Below are 23126 nucleotides of genomic sequence, written 5' to 3'. Positions count from 1 at the left end.
CCGCTTTTTTGTCGCCTTTACCGATTAAATCAGCTTCAGCGAAATCCAGTACAACCCGCCAGACAGCAGGATGGACGCCGGAAGGGTGAACACCCAGGCCATCAGAATGTTGGTCACGGTTTTGCGCTGCAGGCCGCCACCGTCAACAATCATGGTACCTGCCACGGACGAGGAGAGTACGTGGGTGGTGGATACCGGCATACCGGTGTAGCTCGCCAGACCGATAGACACTGCCGCCGTCATCTGCGCGGACATACCCTGCGCATAGGTCATGCCTTTCTTACCGATCTTCTCGCCGATGGTGGTCGCCACGCGGCGCCAGCCAATCATCGTACCGATACCGAGTGCCAGCGCGACCGCCATGATGATCCAGATTGGCGCGTACTCGATGGTATTGAGCATATCGCCTTTCAGTTTCTTCAGGAGACGCTGGTCGTCGGCATTCACGTCTGGCAGCTTCGCCACTTTATCCGTCACATCAGAGATGCACAGCATAATGCGACGCAGCTGACCACGCTGCTCAACGGTCAGTTTGTCATAACTTTCGATATTGCCCAGCATGCCTTTGGCACGTTCCAGCGCGTTAATCGCGTTTGCCGGATGGCAGTGGAATTCGCCAGGCGCGGTGGTTGCACCGGCTTCCGGAGACGGGATCAGCTGGTCAACGCCGGTCGCTTTTTTCAGCAGCTCAGGGTGCTGCTGGAAGTAGGTTTCAACGTTGTTGACCGCATCACGGGTCCGGGTGATTTCGTAGCCGGAGGCGTTCATGTTAACCACGAAGCCTGCCGGAGCAACGCCGATCAGTACCAGCATCACCAGACCAATGCCTTTCTGACCATCGTTCGCGCCGTGTGAGAAAGCCACGCCGATAGCGGAAATGATCAGGGCAATACGCGTCCAGAATGGCGGCTTTTTCTTGCCGTCTTTCTTTTCACGCTCTGCCGGCGTCAGGTGTATACGGGAGCGTTTTTTGGTATTGCTCCAGTAACGACGCAGGATGAAGATCAGCCCGCCCGCCACCACCAGACCCACGATAGGGGAGACGATGAGAGAGGCAAAGATCCCCAGTACTTTCGGGATATTTAACGCATCAACAACCGATGTACCGGTCATGAGGGCGTTGGTTAACCCGATACCGATAATCGCGCCGATGAGGGTGTGAGAACTGGATGCAGGCAGGCCGAAATACCAGGTACCGAGGTTCCAGATAATTGCAGCAAGCAGCATTGAGAACACCATAGCGAGGCCATGGCCAGAACTTACGTTAAGCAGCAGATCTGTTGGCAGCATATGCACAATCGCATACGCAACGCTCAGTCCGCCCAGGAGGACACCAAAAAAGTTAAATACCGCCGCCATAACAACCGCAAGCTGCGATCGCATTGCGCGAGTGTAGATAACCGTCGCTACTGCGTTTGCAGTGTCGTGGAAGCCGTTGATCGCTTCGTAAAACAGTACAAAAACCAGAGCAAGCAAGAGTAAAAGCCCGGTATGTAAATCCAGGCCGGCAAACAAATGTAGCATAGGACGTTACGCCATTTTGAGGACATGAACGCGGCGCATTATCCAGGACAAATGCGCAACGGGCAAAGTGAAATATAGACTTTTTTTGACATACCACCTGAATTGAGAAAAGTGCCTGAAAGGATAATCGTTAAATTTCAATGGAATGGCTTTGTAATATCTTTTTACGCTGGTGTGACCACAGAGGAAACTTTACAATCCGCGGCAGTTAACAAAGAGGGTTTTGACGTGGAAAGGTTTGATGCCGTGGTAATTGGCGCCGGTGCGGCGGGTATGTTTTGTGCGGCAATGGCCGGACAGGCGGGTCGTCGCGTGCTGCTGCTGGATAACGGTAAAAAGCCAGGCCGTAAGATCCTGATGTCCGGCGGCGGGCGCTGCAACTTTACTAACCTGTATGTTGAACCCGCGGCCTATTTGAGCCAAAACCGTCATTTTTGTAAATCTGCGCTGGCGCGTTATACCCAGTGGGACTTTATCGACCTGGTGGGTAAGCACGGTATCGCATGGCATGAGAAGACGCTGGGCCAGCTGTTCTGCGACGACTCCGCCCAGCAGATTGTCGATATGCTGGTGGCCGAGTGCGAGAAGGGCGGCGTGGTCATGCGCCTTCGCACCGAAGTGCTGGACGTTTCCCGCGATGACCAGGGCTACACGCTGCAGCTCAACGGTGAAACCGTCAGCGCCGATAATCTGGTGATTGCCAGCGGCGGCCTGTCTATGCCGGGGCTGGGCGCTTCCCCGTTCGGCTATAAAATCGCCGAGCAGTTTGGCCTGAAAGTCCTGCCTACGCGCGCCGGGCTGGTGCCGTTCACGCTGCATAAACCGCTTCTGGAACAGCTTCAGACGCTGTCTGGCGTGTCCGTTCCCGCCGTTATCACCGCCGAAGACGGCACGGTGTTTCGCGAAAACCTGCTCTTTACCCATCGCGGCCTCTCCGGCCCGGCGGTCCTGCAAATCTCCAGCTACTGGCAGCCGGGGGAGTTTGTCACGGTTAACCTGCTCCCCGATTGCGATCTGGATGCCTTCCTCAACGAGCAGCGTGCGGCGCACCCGAATCAGAGCCTGAAAAACACCCTGGCAATGCAGCTGCCGAAGCGTCTGGTAGAATGTTTGCAGGTGCTGGGGCAGATCCCCGACGTGTCGCTCAAGCAGCTTAACAGCCGCGAGCAGGAAACGCTGGTCGAGACGCTAACAAACTGGCGCGTGCAGCCAAACGGCACGGAAGGCTACCGCACGGCGGAAGTCACGCTGGGCGGAGTCGACACGAATGAACTCTCTTCCCGTACCATGGAAGCGCGCAACGTGCCGGGGCTCTACTTCATCGGTGAAGTGATGGACGTCACCGGCTGGCTCGGCGGGTACAACTTCCAGTGGGCATGGGCAAGTGCCTGGGCGTGTGCTCAGGCGCTGGCAGATGTCCGAGGACAATAAAGTTGTACACAAAGCACTAAAGTTGTAACCATTCTCAAAAAACGACGCTAATGTTGTATACTTACTGAATGTGTGGTTATAGGGTTGGAGACTATAAAATGCACATATAGGTACGTATCAATGTCGTTTTTAGGGTACGATCATGGCTAGGGGTAGGCGTCTCAAATCCTATTTGGATTATGAAAATGCGCTAGGTGACGGCATAGGAGTGGGCTATGGCCAAAGTTATCAGCCCTGGCTTAGAGCTCAGGACGTTAAATCCCGTGGAAACCGTTCGATAGTCTTTGGCCTTAAGACGTTTCGAAACCATCATCTCCTTTCTTCTGTCGAAAGTAACTTTTTCTATCTGGCTGAGTTTAATGACTCGGTGATTGATATCCGGGAACAATTCCCACTCTTTCCTCTCCGGCTTACCCAACAAATAGCAAATCATCTACATTTTCAACATCCTATGGTGAGGGGAGTAAGAGGAGTACCTGTCGAAGTTCTGAATGTTATGACAACCGATTTTTTACTGACCTTGAGAACTCCTGAAGGCGGACTTCGATACAAAGCTATAGCAGTAAAACATAACGAGAGCATACCTGAACGCGAAGCCCAAAAACTTGAAATAGAGAGGATGTTTTGGCAGTTGATTGATGTTGAGTTTCAAATTTATGTTGGCTCGGAACTCAATAACGTCGTCGGTAAAAACATTTGCTGGGCTACTTCTGTATTAAGAGATGGTTCTGAATTTTATGATAAATATCCTCTTGATAAAATCCTATGGAAGCTTAAACCAGATGTTTATCCCATAGTAGGACTACGTGCAATGATTTCATCAATCTTTGGGGTAGATGCACAAGAAGCGATGATGTTATTGCAGGCAATGATTGGATTAAAAATGATAAATGTTGATTTATCATATCCAATACTCGAAACCGGTCTGATAAAGATAATTTCCAATGACCACTATATAGGACTGAACGCAAATGGATATTATTAGGAATTCAGTCTGGCTCTCTCAAGGCACTGATTTGCTTGCAGAGGGACTTTACCGTGTTTTGGATTTTGACAGAAAGGTCGATTTGTTAATTTTGTTTAAAATAAAATCAGAAAGAACGGGTAAGCCAATCCCTTTCTCATTTTCAATGTTTAAATATTATATTGAATCAAATAGCATAACTTGTAAAGATTATATATATCCTTCATATATGTTAGTAGATGAGAAAGAATTAACAGATAAAGACAGAGGAAGGCGAGATGAAAATTACAATATCATTAAAGATCTTGTAGATGACAGAATGTTTCTGTTCGACTATGCATTACATAAAAAGTCGCACCTTTTAATGGATTACTCAAGAAATAAAAAAATATCACAATATACTATCAGAACGCTTCTGGCGTTGTATTGGCGACATGGGCAGGATATTTATGCATTGCTACCCGCATTCTCGAACTGTGGCGCCGCTGGGAAAAGTAGAATCAAACATGAAATTAAACTTGGGAATTCCAAAAAAAACAGAGCATTACCTAATGAACGATCACGTGTTTTCATTCTTAATGAAAGAGATATAAATAATATTAGAAAATCTCTCATTACGTATCATTATAAAGTTAACGGAGATACGATAAAGAAAACATTAGAGAGACATATTGATTTGTATTTTAGGGATGAAATTAAAACAGCAAACCTAGAAAATAGAGCTCCATATGTTCCTTCTTTAAAACAATTTTCATACTGGAATAAAAAACTCTTCACTAAAGATTTCTCGATAAATAAGAAGAACACGAAAAAAGAAATAGACCTCAAAATGCGGGCGCTTTTAGGTAGTGTGGCTAATACAACTGTTTTGCCGGGTGATGTTTTCGAAATAGACTCAACTGTCGCTGATGTACATCTTATTTCGAGTTTAAACAGACGAAAAGTCATTGGGCGTCCTACTATTTATACAGTGGTGGATCGTGCAACAAGAATGATTGTTGGCCTTCATGTTTCTTTATACCATGCTTCATGGCGAGCCGCCCGACAAGCGTTAGCAAATTGCTTTATGCCAAAAAAAGAATATTGTAGATTATTTGGAATCTCTATTACTGATGATGATTGGCCTTGTTCTCACATTCCATTAACATTGATGTGTGACAACGGGGAGATGATTGGTCTTAAACCTCAGGAAGAGATGACCCCCCTGACAAAACTTGAGTTTGCGCCAGTCGGTAGAGGCGACAGAAAAAGCATTGTTGAACGCTGTTTCGGCATTCTGAATGATGAGGTTATTCATAGGCTTATTGGAACAACACGAAGGGGAAAGATTGTTAAAGGAGAGCCAACACCGCAATCCAGGGCTTGTTTAACGATTCAGGAGGTCACGTCTTTACTGATTCGGGAGATACTTGCACATAATCAGAGAACGTATGAGGAACTGGCTTATATCAATCCCTTACTGATTGAAAATGATCTCGTAATATCACCAAAAAATAGTTGGATGATAAGCTTAAAGCACGGGAGATTCAGCGCAAGAGCCGTTGGGGCCGACGAAGTGATCGCACGATTGTTAATCCCTGTGAACGCTAACATTACCGCCGGTGGGATTCAGTACAATAATCTTTTTTATGAATGTGATCCTGAAATTGCATCAGGTGTCAGAGTATTTGGAAGAACCACTTGTGAAGCAAGAATAGATGACAATTGCGTAGATTATATATATGTAAGATTTGACAAAAATAGCATTTTCAAAAAACATTACCTACTTAAGAAAAGAGATGTATTTAAAGGGAAAGCTCATCTTGATACAGATGTAATGGCTGATTGGGTAGATACTCAAAAAGAAATTAATTTATTTACTCTGGATTCGCTCAGCAATATCAATAATAAAGATGAATTTAACAGGAAAGGTAACGAAAGATTAAATGAAATATACGAATCTCGCCGGGTACATGGTAAAGATATTAAAAAGAACAGGAAAAATGAACTTGATTCATTAGGGCGAACTCATGTTGCTAATGGAAGATCTGAACCCCTACTTCCTTCATCCAGTAATGTTCTGCTTTTGCCTGGCCGGGAGGAGAAACAAAGATGGTTAAAAGGTAAGAAGAAGACTGAGGACGCAGAATAATGAATCTTATACGGCGCGTTTCAGCGATATATAAAGAACAGGAGTTACCTGAGTATCGTGGCAATCCCTTAATTGAAGCACTTCCTGAAGCGCTTACGGAAGATGAAGTACTTCTGGAAATGAGTTATTTCCCCGAAATTGACGAAAAAATCCGCTGGACTGCCCCGGCGAATGTTAGAGAGCAGTATGTCGAACGTATAAAGAAATTCCGTTGCCCTCAAACCAATCTTATCCAGGCTTATAAGATGATCTTACGGGCACTTAGGGAAAGCTATGCAGCTCGTAATCCTTTAAAAAGCGGAACAATTCAATATCTTCATTACTATGGAAATGAGCGTCCTGATATTGAGCCAGAAAGTGGATATTTTAAATCCCAGGCTGAAACTATTACGATAGTTGGAATGAGTGGTTCTGGAAAAACTACCATGATTGAGCAAGTCATGGATCATTTCCCTCAGATTATAGAACACAGCAGCTATAAAGGAGTTTTTCCCGGCTTCAGTAAGCAAATTGTATGGGTAAAGATTAATTGTCCATACAATTCAAGTGTGAGAGACCTTTGTGAAGAGATTTTACAAAAATTAGATGATGCAATTGGTATTGAACGAACTACACCTGAGATTAGAAATGGTGCTCTGGCTCGCCAGATTGCACAAAGAATTAAATCATCATTTTTGGGTATCCTTGTTATTGATGAAATGCAGAGGCTTAAATTTTCAAGAACCGGGGGTGAGAGTAAGTTGATTGATTTTTTACATGAAATTGTAGATTCCATGGGGGTATCTATGGTTTTTTGTGGAAATCATCCTTTTGACGAGACGCTGACAAAGAAAATGAGAATTGCCAGGCGGGCAGAGTCTGGTGGTTACATGAAAATTAAGAATGTTAGATACGATTCACAAGACTGGCAATCGTTTATTCATTATTTATGGCCATTACAATGGACAAATGTTGAAACTCCATTAAATGATGAGTTAAACGAAAAATTATTCATTTTATCTAAAGGCAATATTGGATTGGCTCAGATGATTTATCGGGGGGCACAATTAAAGGTTATCGGTAGCGGCAATGAAATCATCACTGGCGCAGTCTTGTCGGCCTCTGTACCGGTACTCGTGAGTCATACGGAGGAATATAAGGATACTCCACTCCCGGGGGCCGCGACTGAAGATGAGGAAGCTAAATGGCTCTCTGCATCTAATGAGGGTGATGCTTCGGCTAAAATCATGGCAGAGAAGTCCCTAAAGTCTTTGATCCCTGGGGATATAGACAGGCCGCAGCACAAGGAATTCGTAGGAAAAATAGACGAGGTTTTGCGCAATTTCGACGAGAAAATACTGTCTCTTGACCACGATCTTGTTATCAACAGAACAGCTGAAAAGAAAAATACCTACGATGCTCTTCAGCGTTGCGGGCTTATAAATATAGATCCACTTAATAAATTGTAATGAGGTAACAGTTCGTAACGGTCAAAGAGAGGTGTGGGAAATGAGAATGTTGCCTGTTTTGCCTGATGAATCCTTGTTCAGCCGGTTTTGTCGGACAACTACCGTGTACGGTATGTCCCCATCTTCTCTGTTAACGATCATTTTCAACAAACCTGATATGAACGTCCATCCAATTCTCAATTCAGGATTAAAGGCTATTTCTCTTCATACATCCGAAAGTGCAGATCAGCTCTGGCATGAACAGACTTTACTCCCTCTTTTTGCCTGGGCACTACCAATCAGTCGTAATGAAATTATGGATTTCAACACGACCCCTGCCAGGCTTAATCGATTGTGCCGCCTTAGTAATTTTTCACTAGGGCAGCGCACACTATTGAAGTTTTGCCCGGTTTGCGCTCGTGAAGATACTTTTCATTATGGTGTTACTTATTGGCATCTGGCGCATCAGCTTCATGGGGTTACAACCTGCCATCGGCATCCGGTAGCGCTTGAAAGCATCCATGTCCCTTCTTCACCGCACATACGTATTGGACTGATGCCTCCTGTTTCGTATACAGAACAACTTAGCAATGAGATAGACTTCGATTTTGCTAAGTTTTGTTATGAGTCCCTAAATATAATCAGAAGAAAAGATATTACACACCCCAATTACATGGATGTACTTAAAAAGTTGAATTTATTATCATTGGATGGAAATTTAAAGAAAAATGTATTCTACGCACATGTTTATGCTAAGTGCCAGTTATTTGGGGAGGGTTCATCGGGACTTATACCAACATCCCTAACTGATTATCATTACTGGGAGCCTATACTCAAAGACAAATGTTGTCAGCATCCCACAAAGCATCTTTTGCTTTGTTATTGTTTGTTAAATACTTGCTGGCCAACGTATGCAGGAAGTCGTACTAATAAAAAGAAAGAAATCTTTAAAAGTCATAAGAAATACAGTTTTCATATAGTTGAAAATAATACTAGTGTTAGCAACCTTGGGAAGGAATTTAGTCGCAGCAGATGTTACATTAAAACACTTATTTATAAAAAATACCTGAGGGCGTTTAAGCGAAACACAAAAATTAATATATTCACTGAATTGCTTATCAAGTCTATGGCTGTAAGGGGGTTTAGTCTGGCATCCATAGCTGAGAAAAACTCATTATCGGAAGGAGCTGTATCCTCTGTAATTTCATCTTGTTACGGTTTATGCTCATGGCGAAAAAAATGAAAAAAAGATTCTTTAAGACGGCGTCATAAGCAGAAAATATTAAGATTTATACATAATCAATCCGTTTCTATAACACGAAAGTTAGTCAAAGAAAGTTGTTATGCAAGTTTCTATTGGCTAAATAAACATGAATGTGACTGGCTTAATTCCTGTCTTCCTAAAACAATACGATGCTATAAAAATAAAAGAGTAGACTGGAGCGAGAGAGATATTATCTCATCATCATTAATAAATGATGTTTTATCTCAGGGGCAGTACTCGATGTCACTTACAAGTCTAGATGCTTTACTGGGAGGGCATGGCTGGCTTTTGAAATACAGAGATAAACTACCAATGACAATGATACTTCTCAGAAAAATGGAACTAATTAAATAAGAGGGAGTTATATGGTTTACGAAAATGAATTGTGGCACAGTTTTCTTCTGCGTTCACAGATAATGTATAACTTATCCAATTGCAGGAACATAATATCAAAGCATGGCGCACTAAGGTACGATGCCTTTCCTCGTTTCGAACTGATTGATATGTACAAATTGCATAGCTTGCAGGATATATATGACATTCTTGCCACTAGAAATGGTTATATACTAACTTCCAATATAGTGTCGTTATCTTCTGGTGTTTACGGGTATTTTAACGCTGTTGAAGATGCCTGTCGGAAAAATTTTCACATAACTAATTCATATCCATTGGTAAACATCTCAAACATTCGTTACTGTCACAAATGTATTGTTGAAGATATACACTCTAAAGGCATTGGTTATCTGCGTCATAGATGGTTGTTTGAATCTAAATGTGCAGTTCATAGTACCAGTTTATATGAGGTTTGTTTTGATAACTATTTGAATGCAGTGAAAGGACTTAGTGACTTAATTATAAGTGGAATAAATCCTCATGGTTATTGTTCCCTTGTGGTTGACGTTTCAAACCCTTTCAAAAATCCAGTGTATATATTACCATGTGCACGTAATAAAATTTTAAAATGGATTTCGGACAATAAAAATATGCTGATTTACTTTCTCTTTGATCTCTTCAAATGTAAGTCGCATTCAAGTTTATCTAAGGTTATCGAAGTCAAGATAATGCATGATAGATATATTTCTGCGGTGTTCAAGATGTTAAGTGAAGTTAATTTTTGTAATTTCAACTCATTTATTTCTGATATTTTTGAGGACGTAAGTTATGCCTCTATCGGACTTGATGATTATTCTGTTAATGTGCATTTTCTCAGGCTAAGGGCTGCAGATTGTAAATTTTGCCAGTTGAATGGTAAATATTTTTGCTCACTTTACAATGTAAAACTTCTTCGCTAATTTCACTTCATTTATAAAATACTAAGAAAGCTAGTTAGATAAGGTTTTATATTTTGACTGGGGCAGGAATAAATTATCACTCATAGAGTTTCCCTGGGGGTTACCACCTGTGTATGATGCCGGTTAGCAACAACGTCTAAAAGACCTGCGATCACGTGGGTCCCTCTCCAGCAAAGGGGCAAGGGGTGCTATATAACGGTGTACTGCTTACCCAATACGGCCTTGTATTTGAAAGATGCCGCATCTTGGCAGGATTCGTATTACAGCCTATAGTCTGTTAATGAGCATTACAGCCTATATGCTGTAAATCCCTGCGTTATGCTTGTTAACTCGTCGATACGGAAGGTCACTTATGAACACTCAATACGCTTTGAAGACTTTGAATCAGTTACGTCCTGTTTTAATCGGCTTTCGCAAAGCCAATGGACTGACGCAAAAAGATGTTTCTGAACGTTTGGGTATAACACAGCAAACTTATGCCCGACTAGAGGCCAACCCTGCAAGTGCGGGTTTTGAGCGTTTGTTTAGGGTGTTCAGCGTCCTTGGAGTGGAGATCGTACTTTCATCCAGGGAACCATTGTCAGATGCAAAGCCCGAATACGGAGCTATGCACAATTATTCTTCACTTCCAGCCAGGCGGGAGAAATGGTGACGCCTGGCGCTTCCCGGTCTAATTTTTCTTCAACAAGATTAACCCCTTAGCGGCCTGAAGTATCAGGTTGCGATAGAGCCTTTCATTTCTTCTGTTATGTTAAATACACCATTTTGAGCTATTTCGCTCGGCCTTAAATTATCTCTTCATTCTTCAGTGAAAATTTTATGTCGATCACATTATCGATGAATTTAGGAAATAATCCGTAAATGAAAATCTATCTTCTTTTAAATTCATCAGTGTCAGTAGCAAATATTACGCATAAAAGAATGGTTATTATTATCATTTAAATTATAAAGCTCATGAGTCAATTCCAAAAAATATAATAAGCATTGAAATCATTACCCGTGATTCTGGAGTTTTAACTTTGCCATGTAACCAACCACAAGTTAGTTTCCGGTGTTTTGAGGGGCAGTAAAGTTCTGAAAGCGCGACCAGATCATAATCCCGAAATGTCGTTAAGATATTCTGAATAACGGTTATCCCTGCTTGTTGGCAGGCATTTGAAAATATATTTTGTATTCAGGTTGCAGCAAAACGCTTTCTTACACACAGGACTTCATATGCGGCTCAGAAAATTAAAACTGAAAAACTTCAGAGGCTACAGAAACTCTACTGAAATCATTATTGATGAAAGCATGACGGGTATTGTCGGTCGTAATGACTTTGGGAAATCAACGCTTCTGGAAGCGCTGGCTATTTTTTTTGAAACAGAAGGAATGAAGGCTGACAAGAATGACATGAACTGTTTCAGCCTAAGAGAAGGGGACGGCCGTTTTGAAATAGCCTGTGAATTTGATGACCTGCCCGATTTTATCATGATCGACGACAGGGTGCAGACCACGCTCGCCTCAGAACATCTGCTGAATGAGGACGGCAATTTTGAAATCGTCAAAACGTTTAAAGCAACGACCTCAGGAAAACCGGAGCAGACCTGCATCCGCTGCATCCACCCGGATGAGGAGCCCCTGAGAAATTTACTGGGCATGAAAATTTCTGAGCTCAAGGCGGTGGGAAAAGAAGTTGAAAAAAATGTGGCGGATAAACGCACTGCATCGTTATGGCGTCAGGCCATCAGGGAAGCCGCAGCCCCCTATACCTGTTCGGAAATTATGCTGGATGTCGATAAAGAGTTCGGAACCGACACAAAATCATTATGGGGTAAGATCCTCGATTTGCTGCCCACGTATGCGATTTTCAAAGCCGACAGGGAAAGCAGCGACGGGGATTCCGAAGCTAAAAACCCCTTACAGCAGGCCGTAAAAGACGCTCAGGCTGCGCTGCAGGACAAAATTACAGCGCTGGAAAATGAGATTCAGGACAGCGTCCTGGATGTCGCACAGAGAACGCTGGATAAATTACGTGAAATGGCCCCCGAACTCGCCAGTGAACTGACTCCACGATTTAAGGAGAAACCCAAGTGGACCTTCAATTTCACCCTGGACGGGGAAAATGGCATCCCCATCAATAAGCGCGGCAGCGGGATAAGGAGGCTTATCCTGTTGAATTTTTTTCGGGCTGAGGCTGAAAAGAATGTCGCGGGGACGCCCAGAAATGTGATTTATGCCATAGAGGAGCCTGAAACGTCACAGCATCCGAACTATCAGATGATGCTGATGAAAGCGTTACTGGCACTGGCAGGCCAGCCGCACCGTCAGATTATCGTCACCACCCATGTCCCGGCGCTGGCCGGATTAATCCCTGTCGAAGGCGTACGTTATGTTACCCGAAATGAGGCGGGTGAACCCGTAGTAAAAATGCCGGATGACGCAGTGCTGAAGGAAGCCACTGAAAGCCTGGGGGTGCTGCCAGAGACCGGTATGGAAAGGGCGCAGGGGATTGTTCTGGTAGAGGGAAAGTCGGATGTTACTTTCCTGAGGCATGCGGCCAGTTCATTAAAACAGTCAGGTGCGCTGCCAGCCTCTCTGGAGGACGTGAAAATAGTGCCAGTCCTCATAGGAGGGTGTGGTAGCGTCAAACACTGGGTTACATTGAATCTGGCCAAAGATCTGGGGCTTCCCTGGTGCGTATTTCTGGACTCCGATATTGGGGGAGACCCTGCACAGGTTCTGTCCATCCAGAAGCGTAAAAAAGAAGTAGAGGAGGCCGGTAAGGTATTTTTCGCTACGCGCAAACGTGAGATAGAAAACTATCTGTGCCCGGATCTTATCGAGGAAATTACTGGTGTAGCCGTCACGTTTACGGACACCTGTGACGCTAAAAAAATAATCGGCCGGGCTGTGGGAATGAAACCCGATAATGTACTAGATAAATTCTGGCCTCAGATGACATCAGAAAGAATCATCTCAAGATCAACCTATCATGACGGAACGCAGGAGAGAAGCGAGCTGGTTGAGATCCTGAGCGACATTGTATCCATGACGAGATAATGTATTAAATAAGCATCTCAGGTGCATATATTCCGGTCCTCAACAAAGGACCGGAGTACAGAGTAGTAAAAACCCGAAATTAATCGGGTTTGAATTATATAAAGATTAACCGACTCCCGCGCCCAGGAACGATGTAAAATCACGCTTGTCGTGACATTTCTACAATGTTTACTTTTGACTATCAAGCCATTTATTCATCTGCTCAATTTCACCTTTTTGAGCTTTAATGATGTCCTGCGCGAGCTTTCTCATTTTCGGATCTTTTCCGTATTTGAGCTCGGTCTCAGCCATTGCTATTGCCCCTTCATGGTGCGCTACCATGCCTTTCGCAAAAGCCTTGTCGGGATCGGACTCATTTACGGCAGCCATCATTTTGTCATGCATGTCTTTCATGCCAGCCATATATTCCTGTGACGAAGCCGAGGTAGACATATCAGTCATTTTCATTTCTGAATGTTCTGCTGAAATCGCTGGCAGGGATAACATTAATACTGCAAATAAAGTGTTTCTGGCTTTCATAAAAAATATCCTTTTAGCGTTGATGCCCGTTAACTGTAGCAGAATCTGATAAAAATGCCCCCTGTAGGGGGCAAAGATGTTGCCATATATCCGGTTACGGAAAAATCTATCAAGGAAATAAGGACAGCACAGATACTTCCCTCGCCGTCAGCCTGCACTGAGCATGCGACGATGCGCTTCGGCCATGGCCTGATGTGGGCCAGACTGACCGTTATTCATAAATTCATGGGCAACTGCAGCTCTTTCATGCTCATTCATTGCCGCTAATGACTTCGACGGCCCGGTAGGGGAAACGGTCTGACTTCCCATCATCCTCTGATGACTTTCCACCATTTTCTGGTGCGCATCCGCCGACCCGTTCGTCATGGTTTCATGAGCAATAATGGCCTGTTCATGCTGGTCCATACCGGCCATACGAGGTGCAGTCCCCTGGATCCCGACAGGAGCCGCAGCAGACTGCATCTGGTGAGCAGGTGCCTGTGCATTGTTGACCCGCTCATGGATATTCACGGTTTCAGTGGCCCAGGCCGAAGAAATTAAGCCAAAGCCCAGCAAGGATGCTAATACGATATTTTTCATGATAACTCTCCATTTCTTAATTAGTGATGTCCGGGGGAGTACAACCGGTGTTTTCAGTTCCATAACTGAAACAGGTTCGGAAGTGTTTATTTCTCCGGGAGGGGACTGGATATTCATTTCCTGGCGTCCACTGACGCCGGATATTGATAAAGCAATCCAGCCTTCCTGATAAGTTGCACTAATTATATCGAATGGCTTCTGTTTGCTGCATGACAGGCTAATGACATCTTTGTCATTTAAATCTTTATTCCCAGCACTGGGTGTCCGGAATCATTTTCTCCAGTCTGGGCACGGATAAGATAAAACGCGTTGAGTGTACGTCCGATTCCACCTGCACTCTTCCGTGATGTGCTTCCACGATTGACTTCACAATCGCAAGGCCGATGCCGCTGCCTTCTCCTTTTCGTTGTCTGGACGGATCCACCCGATAAAAACGGTCAAACAACCTTGATAAATGCTCTTCAGGGATTGGTTTCCCCGGATTTTCAATCACAAGGTCAAAAAAGCTCTCCTGCTCTCTTATTGAGACGGTGATTGCCTGTCCCTCCGGGGTATAACGCAGGGCATTGGATAACAGATTATTGATCGCCCTTCTGAACATTTGTGGATCTCCCTCAACCAGGCAGGGCATCCCGTTAAATTTGAGCGTGATATTGCGTTCTTCGGCCCAGGCTTCGAAAAACTCGAAGACTTTCATGACTTCCGCTCTGAGGTCAAACATGACCCTGTCAGGTATCAGCTGATTATTATCTGCCTGTGCCAGGAACAGCATATCGCTGACCATTTTGGTCATCCGGTTATACTCTTCAAGACTGGAATAGAGGACATCCTCAAGTTCCCTCTGTGTTCGATCCTGACTCAGTGCGATTTCAGTCTGCGTCACCAGATTGGTGATGGGCGTTCTGATCTCATGCGCGATATCGGCAGAGAAATTGGCCTGGCGGGTAAAGACATCCTCAATCTTTCCAATCATATGATTGAACGAGATAACCAGTTGCTCCAGCTCAATGGGAACGCGTGTCGGTTCCAGTCGCGCATCAAGATTCTCGGAGGTGATGTTTTTAATGGCATTGCTGACATTACGAAGGGGCAGGTGCCCCTGACGGACAGCGATTCGAATGATCAGAACAATCAACAGGCTTATCACGACGGCAATCGCAATCAGGTTCTTTTTCAGCGCATCGAGGTAATGGAGATGGAAATTAATGGATAGGCCAGTCAGCATGACATAGTTCTGCTGTTTGCCCTGAAATATCGCCTGACCAGAGGAGGCGATAATCCTGTATGTTTCCATCTTCATTTCGGACCCGGTATCCATCGGTCCCGCAGGATCCTCCACCGTCCAGAGAAAGACATCCCGTGCGCGGCTGTGCTCGCTAAAATCTGCTGAATTCACTGCCGGGCGTAGTGCCGCCCCCTGAGCTGAGCTAAAGAGCACTTCCCCCCTGGGATTGAGGAGCAAAAGGGCAACGTTGCGGTAGCTGGCAATTGATTCCTTTATTTTGCTTATTTTTTTATCATCCGGATCCACCGGGGACTGCAGTATACGGTTCAGTGTGGTGCTGATTTGTTGAAGATCGCTGACATCCTGCTCGGCAAAATGATTTTCAACAGAATGCAGCATAAACCAGGTGAATGCGATAAAAGCCAGTATCGTGGACAGGCTGATAAAAAAGGTCAGCCGCAGAGCGAGTGAGAAAGGGCGTCTGGAAGGTTTGCTATGCATCCGGGACCTCCAGCATGTAGCCCACGCCCCGGACTGTCTGGATCAGCTTTGTCTCGTAATCGTTGTCTATTTTAGCGCGGAGTCGCTTTACTGCGACATCGATCGCATTAGTGTCGCTGTCAAAATTCATGTCCCAGACCTGAGAGGCAATCAGGGAGCGGGGAAGAACCTCTCCCTGATGGCGAATGAAGAATTCCAGCAGGCTGAACTCTTTACTGGTGAGCACAATGCGGTTTCCGGCGCGACTGACTTTTCTGGATACGAGATCAATCGAGAGGTCAGCCACCTTAAACTGGCTTTCCGTGATCATCGTGTTTCCCCGCCTCAGAAGGGTTCTCACCCGGGCGAGCAGTTCGGCAAACGCAAAGGGTTTAACCAGATAATCGTCCGCACCCAGTTCCAGTCCTTTGACCCTATGTTCGATCGTGCCGAGGGCTGTCAGCAGTAAGACCGGCATACCCTTTCCGGCAGTGCGCAGCATGCGGATGATATCCCAGCCGTTCACATCAGGTAGCATGATATCCAGAATGACTAAATCATACTCGGCTGTCATGGCGAGATGATATCCGGTAAGACCATTATCAGCGTGATCCACTACGAACCCTGCCTCTGTAAGCCCTTTGCTGAGATATTCACCTGTTTTAATTTCGTCTTCGACGATCAATATTTTCATCTTGCTCCCCGGCTGGCTGCTAATGTCATTCTATTGCGCCCACGATCGTTATCAACGGATTACAGCAAAAATGACAACATTGTCATTATCCTGTCACCCGGCAAACAGAGAGCGTTAGGTAAAGTACCCCTATCAATACTCTGGACTTCATTTGAACCATTTACCAGGTCTGCCTGGACGAGAAGCGTTATGTTCAAATTAAAATTACTCAGCATTAGCACGATATTCATCCTGGCAGGCTGCGTGTCGCTTGCGCCTGAATATCAGCGGCCCGCAGCACCGGTACCCCAGCAGTTTTCACTGTCCCATAACAGCCTGACGCCAGCGGTAAATGGCTATCAGGATACGGGCTGGCGTAACTTTTTTGTCGATCCCCAGGTTACCCGGTTGATCGGTGAAGCTCTGACTAATAACCGTGATTTGAGAATGGCTGCCCTGAAGGTTGAAGAGGCCCGAGCCCAGTTCAACGTCACGGATGCAGATCGTTATCCCCAGCTGAATGCCTCATCCGGGATAACATACAGCGGTGGTCTGAAAGGTGACAAGCCGACCACACAGGAGTACGACGCGAGACTGGAGCTCAGCTATGAGCTCGATTTTTTCGGCAAACTTAAGAACATGAGTGATGCTGATCGCCAGAACTACTTTGCCAGCGAAGAAGCCCGTCGGGCCGTACACATCCTGCTGGTATCCAACGTTTCACAAAGCTATTTCAGCCAGCAACTGGCGTACGAACAACTTCGTATTGCGCGGGAAACGCTGAAAAATTATCAACAGTCCTATGCTTTCGTTGAGCAGCAGCTCGTGACCGGGAGTACGAACGTTCTGGCACTTGAACAGGCGCGAGGACAAATCGAAAGTACCCGCGCCGAAATAGCCAAACGAGAAGGCGATCTGGCTCAGGCAAACAATGCCCTGCAACTGGTGCTGGGAACGTACCGCGCACTTCCGTCAGAAAAAGGGATGAAAGGCGGGGAGATAGCCCCAGTAAAATTGCCACCAAATCTGTCTTCACAAATTTTGCTGCAGCGACCGGATATTATGGAAGCGGAATATCAGCTGAAAGCGGCTGATGCCAATATTGGCGCAGCGCGAGCGGCCTTTTTCCCCTCAATTACCCTGACCAGTGGTCTTTCCGCAAGCAGTACGGAGCTGTCCAGCCTGTTTACGTCAGGAAGTGGAATGTGGAATTTTATCCCTAAAATTGAAATTCCTATATTTAATGCTGGCAGGAATAAAGCCAATCTGAAGCTGGCTGAAATTCGCCAGCAACAGTCGGTGGTTAATTACGAACAAAAAATTCAGTCAGCCTTTAAGGATGTTTCCGACACGCTTGCGCTGCGCGACAGCCTTAGCCAGCAACTTGAGTCACAGCAGCGTTATCTTGATTCACTTCAGATAACTCTCCAGCGTGCCAGAGGATTGTATGCAAGTGGTGCTGTCAGTTACATCGAAGTGCTGGATGCAGAACGTTCCCTCTTCGCTACCCAGCAAACCATTCTCGATCTTACCTATTCCCGGCAGGTTAACGAAATTAATCTGTTTACCGCGCTGGGTGGCGGTTGGGTAGAGTAAATTTATTTAATTAATCAGGAAATTAAAATGCGTAATTCACTTAAAGCCGTTTTATTTGGTGCCTTCTCTGTCATGTTTTCTGCCGGTCTTCATGCTGAAACACATCAGCATGGCGATATGAATACTGCCAGTGATGCTTCGGTACAGCAAGTTATCAAGGGCACCGGTGTCGTTAAAGACATTGATATGAATACTAAGAAAATCACCATTTCGCATGAAGCAATTCCAGCGGTGGGCTGGCCTGCAATGACCATGCGCTTTACTTTTGTTAATGCAGACGATGCTATTAATGCCCTGAAAACAGGCAACCATGTCGATTTCTCGTTTATTCAGCAGGGCAATATCTCCTTACTCAAAAGCATTAACGTGACGCAGTCCTGATTGGCTGTCCGGAGCGATTACATCCTGTGCGCCTGTACATTCACATAGGTATATGTGTGAGTTAACCGTCAGGCGCATATGCCAGGTGTTTTGATTTTTTAGCGGAAAATTGTATGGCTTCTTTAAAGATAAAATATGCTGCAATAATTATCAGCAGCCTCATAGCAGGGGGGCTGATATCGGTTACTGCCTGGCAGTATGTAAACTCAGCACAAAAGACAGAAAAAACAGAACAAAAGGCACCGGAACGAAAGGTGCTTTTCTGGTATGACCCAATGAAACCGGATACCAAATTTGATAAACCCGGAAAATCGCCCTTTATGGATATGGACCTGGTGCCAAAATATGCTGATGACAGTGGCGATAAAAGCAGTGGCGGGATCCGTATCGACCCAACCCAGGTTCAGAATCTGGGATTAAAAACGCAAAAAGTCACGCGAGGAATGCTGAATTATTCTCAGACAATCCCGGCTAATGTCAGCTATAACGAGTATCAGTTTGTTATTGTGCAGGCGCGTTCTGACGGGTTTGTCGAAAAAGTCTACCCCATGACGATTGGCGATCATGTGAAGAAGGGGACGCCACTTATCGATATTACCATTCCGGACTGGGTGGAAGCACAGAGTGAATTCCTTCTGTTATCCAGCACCGGTGGTACTTCCACGCAAATTAAAGGCGTTCTGGAACGGCTTCGCCTGGCAGGTATGCCGGAAGAGGATATTCAGAGACTGCGTTCTACCCGGAGCATTCAGACCCGTTTTACCATTAAAGCACCTATTGATGGTGTCATTACTGCATTTGACCTGCGCACCGGCATGAATATTTCGAAAGATAAGGTGGTGGCTCAGATTCAGGGAATGGACCCGGTCTGGATCAGCGCTGCAGTGCCAGAATCTATCGCCTATCTGCTGAAAGATACGTCGCAGTTTGAAATTTCGGTACCGGCTTATCCGGATAAAACATTCCATGTCGAAAAATGGAATATTCTTCCCAGCGTGGATCAGACAACCCGTACGCTTCAGGTCCGTCTCCAGGTTTCTAATAAGGATGAGTTTCTCAAGCCGGGCATGAATGCCTATCTGAAACTGAATACCAGAAGCCAGGAGATGCTGCTGATACCAAGCCAGGCCGTTATCGATACCGGCAAAGAACAGCGCGTGATTACTGTTGATGATGAAGGCAAGTTTGTGCCGAAACAGATCCACGTTCTGCATGAGTCACAGCAACAGTCCGGCATCGGCTCCGGCCTGAATGAAGGCGATACCGTGGTGGTCAGTGGCCTGTTCCTCATTGACTCTGAAGCCAATATTACGGGCGCACTGGAACGTATGCGCCACCCTGAAAAAACAGAAAGCAGTATGCCAGCAATGTCTGACCAGCCTGTAAATATGCATTCAGGGCACTGAGGAGACGACGATGATTGAATGGATTATCCGGCGCTCTGTCGCCAACCGTTTCCTGGTCATGATGGGGGCCCTGTTTCTCAGCATCTGGGGCACATGGACGATTATTAACACGCCTGTCGATGCCTTGCCTGACCTGTCAGATGTGCAGGTCATTATCAAAACCAGCTATCCCGGCCAGGCCCCGCAGATTGTAGAAAACCAGGTCACCTATCCACTTACCACCACCATGCTGTCCGTGCCTGGCGCAAAAACCGTGCGTGGTTTTTCACAGTTCGGTGATTCGTATGTGTATGTCATTTTTGAAGACGGCACCGATCTGTACTGGGCCCGTTCCCGCGTGCTGGAGTACCTGAACCAGGTACAGGGAAAACTGCCCGCCGGTGTGAGTTCTGAAATCGGTCCGGACGCCACGGGGGTGGGCTGGATATTTGAATATGCCCTTGTCGATCGCAGCGGAAAACACGACCTTTCAGAACTGCGTTCTCTGCAGGACTGGTTCCTGAAATTTGAGCTGAAAACCATCCCGAACGTGGCTGAGGTCGCTTCGGTTGGCGGCGTGGTGAAACAGTACCAGATTCAGGTCAATCCGGTAAAATTGTCTCAGTATGGTATCAGCCTGCCCGAAGTGAAACAGGCCCTTGAATCGTCTAACCAGGAGGCCGGTGGCTCATCCGTTGAAATGGCCGAAGCTGAGTATATGGTCCGTGCCAGCGGTTATCTTCAGAGCATTGATGATTTTAATAACATCGTCCTGAAAACAGGCGAGAACGGCGTGCCGGTTTATCTGCGGGATGTTGCCCGCGTGCAGACCGGGCCTGAAATGCGGCGTGGTATTGCCGAGCTGAACGGCCAGGGCGAAGTCGCTGGCGGCGTGGTGATCCTGCGGTCGGGTAAAAATGCACGCGACGTTATCACGGCAGTGAGGGATAAACTTGAGACGCTGAAGGCCAGCCTGCCGGAAGGCGTTGAAATCGTGACCACCTACGATCGCAGCCAGCTCATCGACCGGGCGATTGATAACCTCAGTTCCAAACTTCTGGAAGAGTTTATCGTGGTGGCCATCGTCTGTGCCCTGTTCCTGTGGCACGTACGTTCTGCCCTGGTGGCGATTATCTCTCTGCCGCTTGGTCTGTGTATCGCCTTTATCGTCATGCACTTCCAGGGACTGAACGCCAATATCATGTCGCTGGGAGGGATAGCGATTGCCGTCGGTGCGATGGTGGATGCCGCCATTGTGATGATTGAGAATGCGCATAAGCGGCTTGAGGAGTGGGATCATCAGCATCCGGGTGAGCAGATTGACAACGCCACCCGCTGGAAGGTGATTACCGATGCCTCCGTTGAAGTGGGACCCGCACTGTTTATCAGCCTGCTGATCATCACCCTGTCCTTTATTCCTATCTTTACCCTGGAAGGTCAGGAAGGACGTCTGTTTGGCCCGCTGGCATTCACGAAAACGTACTCCATGGCGGGCGCGGCCGCGCTGGCCATCATCGTCATTCCGATTCTGATGGGATTCTGGATCCGGGGGAAAATTCCTGCAGAGACCAGTAACCCCCTGAACCGGGTACTGATCAAAGCGTATCATCCATTGCTGTTGCGGGTTCTCCACTGGCCAAAAACAACCCTGCTGGTTGCGGCCTTGTCCATTTTCACCGTTATCTGGCCGCTGAGCCAGGTGGGCGGTGAGTTTCTGCCGAAGATTAACGAGGGCGACCTGTTGTATATGCCGTCGACCCTGCCGGGTGTCTCTCCGGCTGAAGCTGCAGCGCTCCTGCAGACGACGGACAAGTTAATCAAAAGCGTTCCTGAAGTGGCCTCTGTATTTGGCAAGACCGGTAAAGCAGAGACCGCCACGGATTCCGCACCGCTCGAAATGGTTGAAACCACGATCCAGCTCAAACCTGAGGATCAGTGGCGTCCAGGCATGACGATTGACAAGATTATTGAAGAACTCGACAGGACCGTCCGTTTACCGGGGCTGGCAAACCTCTGGGTGCCGCCAATCCGTAACCGTATTGATATGCTCTCAACCGGGATCAAAAGCCCGATAGGTATCAAGGTGTCCGGAACGGTTCTGTCCGATATCGATGCAACGGCGCAGAGTATCGAAGCGGTCGCCAAAACCGTACCCGGCGTAGTGTCTGCTCTCGCAGAGCGACTGGAAGGCGGGCGCTACATTGATGTGGATATCAACCGGGAAAAAGCCTCCCGCTACGGAATGACGGTGGGCGATGTGCAGCTGTTCATCTCATCAGCCATCGGCGGCGCGACGGTAGGGGAAACGGTTGAAGGCGTGGCCCGGTACCCGATTAATATCCGCTATCCGCAGGATTACCGGAACAGCCCGCAGGCCCTGAAACAGATGCCGATCCTGACCCCGATGAAGCAGCAGATCACGCTGGGCGATGTTGCGGATATTAAGGTCGTTTCCGGGCCGACTATGCTGAAAACGGAAAATGCCCGTCCAGCCAGCTGGATTTACATTGACGCGCGCGGCAGGGATATGGTGTCGGTGGTTAATGACATTAAAACGGCGATCAGTCAGAAAGTGAAACTGAGACCGGGTACCAGCGTGTCATTCTCCGGACAGTTTGAACTGCTTGAGCATGCCAACAAGAAACTGAAGCTGATGGTGCCGATGACGGTGATGATCATCTTCATCCTGTTGTATCTGGCATTCCGCCGGGTTGATGAAGCCCTGCTGATCCTGATGAGCCTGCCGTTCGCCCTGGTTGGCGGGATATGGTTCCTGTACTGGCAGGGCTTCCATATGTCTGTCGCAACCGGAACGGGGTTTATCGCTCTGGCCGGGGTGGCAGCAGAGTTTGGCGTGGTCATGCTGATGTATCTGCGTCATGCCATTGAAGCGCACCCGGAATTGTCCCGTAAAGAGACGTTCACACCGGAAGGCCTTGATGAAGCCCTCTATCATGGTGCCGTACTGCGTGTCCGGCCGAAAGCCATGACCGTGGCGGTGATCATTGCGGGTCTGCTGCCAATACTCTGGGGAACCGGTGCAGGTTCAGAAGTCATGAGCCGTATCGCGGCACCCATGATTGGTGGGATGATCACGGCTCCGCTGCTGTCCCTGTTCATTATTCCTGCCGCCTACAAATTAATCTGGCTGCGCAGACATAAAAAAAGCGTGTCCTGAACCTGAAAGGGCACCCCCTGTGGGTGTCCTTCTTT

At 46.7% G+C, this 23126-nt stretch carries 16 protein-coding genes and 1 pseudogene; 12 read left to right on the top strand and 5 right to left on the bottom strand.

Annotation, left to right across the window (positions count from 1 at the left end; translation table 11 throughout):
• Window positions 1–24 precede the first annotated feature (24 nt).
• Entirely contained in the window at window positions 25–1524 is a 1500-nt protein-coding gene (gene pitA / locus C6A40_RS12445; RefSeq protein WP_008503116.1) for an inorganic phosphate transporter PitA, read from the bottom strand.
• Between the two features lie 228 nt (window positions 1525–1752).
• Here pitA and C6A40_RS12440 point away from each other — a divergent pair, with 228 nt between their 5' ends.
• The 8 genes and pseudogenes from C6A40_RS12440 (at window position 1753) to C6A40_RS12405 (ending at window position 13075) form a co-directional block, all read left to right on the top strand.
• Window positions 1753–2955: an NAD(P)/FAD-dependent oxidoreductase gene (locus C6A40_RS12440; RefSeq protein WP_023294754.1), complete on the top strand. Its 1203-nt coding sequence runs from the start codon at window positions 1753–1755 to the stop codon at window positions 2953–2955.
• A 142-nt stretch (window positions 2956–3097) separates the two neighbouring features.
• The gene (locus tag C6A40_RS12435) at window positions 3098–3940 is read left to right on the top strand and encodes a TnsA endonuclease N-terminal domain-containing protein (RefSeq protein WP_000090707.1); all 843 of its coding nucleotides are present in this window, start codon (window positions 3098–3100) and stop codon (window positions 3938–3940) included.
• A complete protein-coding gene (locus C6A40_RS12430) occupies window positions 3927–6050 on the top strand; it encodes a transposase (protein WP_000351437.1) in 2124 nt (707 codons plus the stop codon). The genes C6A40_RS12435 and C6A40_RS12430 overlap by 14 nt, the downstream gene beginning before the upstream one ends.
• Window positions 6050–7498: an ATP-binding protein gene (locus tag C6A40_RS12425; RefSeq protein ID WP_001049180.1), complete on the top strand. Its 1449-nt coding sequence runs from the start codon at window positions 6050–6052 to the stop codon at window positions 7496–7498. The genes C6A40_RS12430 and C6A40_RS12425 overlap by 1 nt, the downstream gene beginning before the upstream one ends.
• 40 nt (window positions 7499–7538) lie before the next feature.
• Window positions 7539–9095, top strand: a pseudogene (locus C6A40_RS12420) (TnsD family Tn7-like transposition protein).
• An 11-nt stretch (window positions 9096–9106) separates the two neighbouring features.
• Window positions 9107–10033 carry a hypothetical protein gene (locus C6A40_RS12415; RefSeq protein ID WP_000262423.1) on the top strand — a complete coding sequence of 309 codons (927 nt, stop codon included), beginning with the start codon at window positions 9107–9109 and terminating at the stop codon, window positions 10031–10033.
• A gap of 352 nt (window positions 10034–10385) precedes the next feature.
• On the top strand, window positions 10386–10685 hold the full coding sequence (locus C6A40_RS12410) for a helix-turn-helix domain-containing protein (protein ID WP_001097216.1): 300 nt from the start codon (window positions 10386–10388) through the stop codon (window positions 10683–10685).
• 563 nt (window positions 10686–11248) lie between these two features.
• Window positions 11249–13075 carry an AAA family ATPase gene (locus C6A40_RS12405; RefSeq protein WP_001239419.1) on the top strand — a complete coding sequence of 609 codons (1827 nt, stop codon included), beginning with the start codon at window positions 11249–11251 and terminating at the stop codon, window positions 13073–13075.
• 168 nt (window positions 13076–13243) lie between these two features.
• On the opposite strand, the gene copM is transcribed toward C6A40_RS12405, so the two are convergent.
• The 4 genes from copM to silR all read right to left on the bottom strand — a co-directional run bounded on the left by copM (window position 13244) and on the right by silR (window position 16572).
• Window positions 13244–13594, bottom strand: coding sequence for a CopM family metallochaperone (copM, locus tag C6A40_RS12400; protein WP_000647571.1), 351 nt, complete (start codon window positions 13592–13594; stop codon window positions 13244–13246).
• 147 nt (window positions 13595–13741) lie between these two features.
• Window positions 13742–14173, bottom strand: coding sequence for a silver-binding protein SilE (gene silE / locus C6A40_RS12395; protein ID WP_000790485.1), 432 nt, complete (start codon window positions 14171–14173; stop codon window positions 13742–13744).
• 244 nt (window positions 14174–14417) lie between these two features.
• Entirely contained in the window at window positions 14418–15899 is a 1482-nt protein-coding gene (silS, locus tag C6A40_RS12390) for a copper/silver sensor histidine kinase SilS (protein WP_000555736.1), read from the bottom strand.
• Window positions 15892–16572 (bottom strand): copper/silver response regulator transcription factor SilR, encoded by a 681-nt coding sequence (gene silR, locus C6A40_RS12385; RefSeq protein WP_000697968.1) that lies wholly within the window; start codon window positions 16570–16572, stop codon window positions 15892–15894. The genes silS and silR overlap by 8 nt, the downstream gene beginning before the upstream one ends.
• Window positions 16573–16761: 189 nt before the next feature.
• Between silR and silC the strand changes: the two genes are divergently transcribed.
• The 4 genes from silC to silA all read left to right on the top strand — a co-directional run bounded on the left by silC (window position 16762) and on the right by silA (window position 23091).
• Window positions 16762–18147 (top strand): Cu(+)/Ag(+) efflux RND transporter outer membrane channel SilC, encoded by a 1386-nt coding sequence (gene silC, locus C6A40_RS12380; protein WP_000475506.1) that lies wholly within the window; start codon window positions 16762–16764, stop codon window positions 18145–18147.
• Window positions 18148–18174: 27 nt separating this feature from the next.
• The gene (cusF, locus tag C6A40_RS12375; protein WP_001246155.1) at window positions 18175–18528 is read left to right on the top strand and encodes a cation efflux system protein CusF; all 354 of its coding nucleotides are present in this window, start codon (window positions 18175–18177) and stop codon (window positions 18526–18528) included.
• Window positions 18529–18641: 113 nt separating this feature from the next.
• A complete protein-coding gene (gene silB, locus C6A40_RS12370) occupies window positions 18642–19934 on the top strand; it encodes a Cu(+)/Ag(+) efflux RND transporter periplasmic adaptor subunit SilB (RefSeq protein ID WP_000157620.1) in 1293 nt (430 codons plus the stop codon).
• 10 nt (window positions 19935–19944) lie between these two features.
• Entirely contained in the window at window positions 19945–23091 is a 3147-nt protein-coding gene (silA, locus tag C6A40_RS12365; protein WP_000574029.1) for a Cu(+)/Ag(+) efflux RND transporter permease subunit SilA, read from the top strand.
• Window positions 23092–23126: the final 35 nt, after the last annotated feature.

The sequence above is a fragment of the Enterobacter sp. GER_MD16_1505_Eko_090 genome (assembly GCF_003331015.1).
In the GTDB taxonomy this organism is placed as follows: Bacteria; Pseudomonadota; Gammaproteobacteria; order Enterobacterales; family Enterobacteriaceae; genus Enterobacter; species Enterobacter roggenkampii.
The sequence above is the reverse complement of the archived record's forward strand: the minus strand, read 5'-3'. Positions and strand labels throughout refer to the sequence as shown.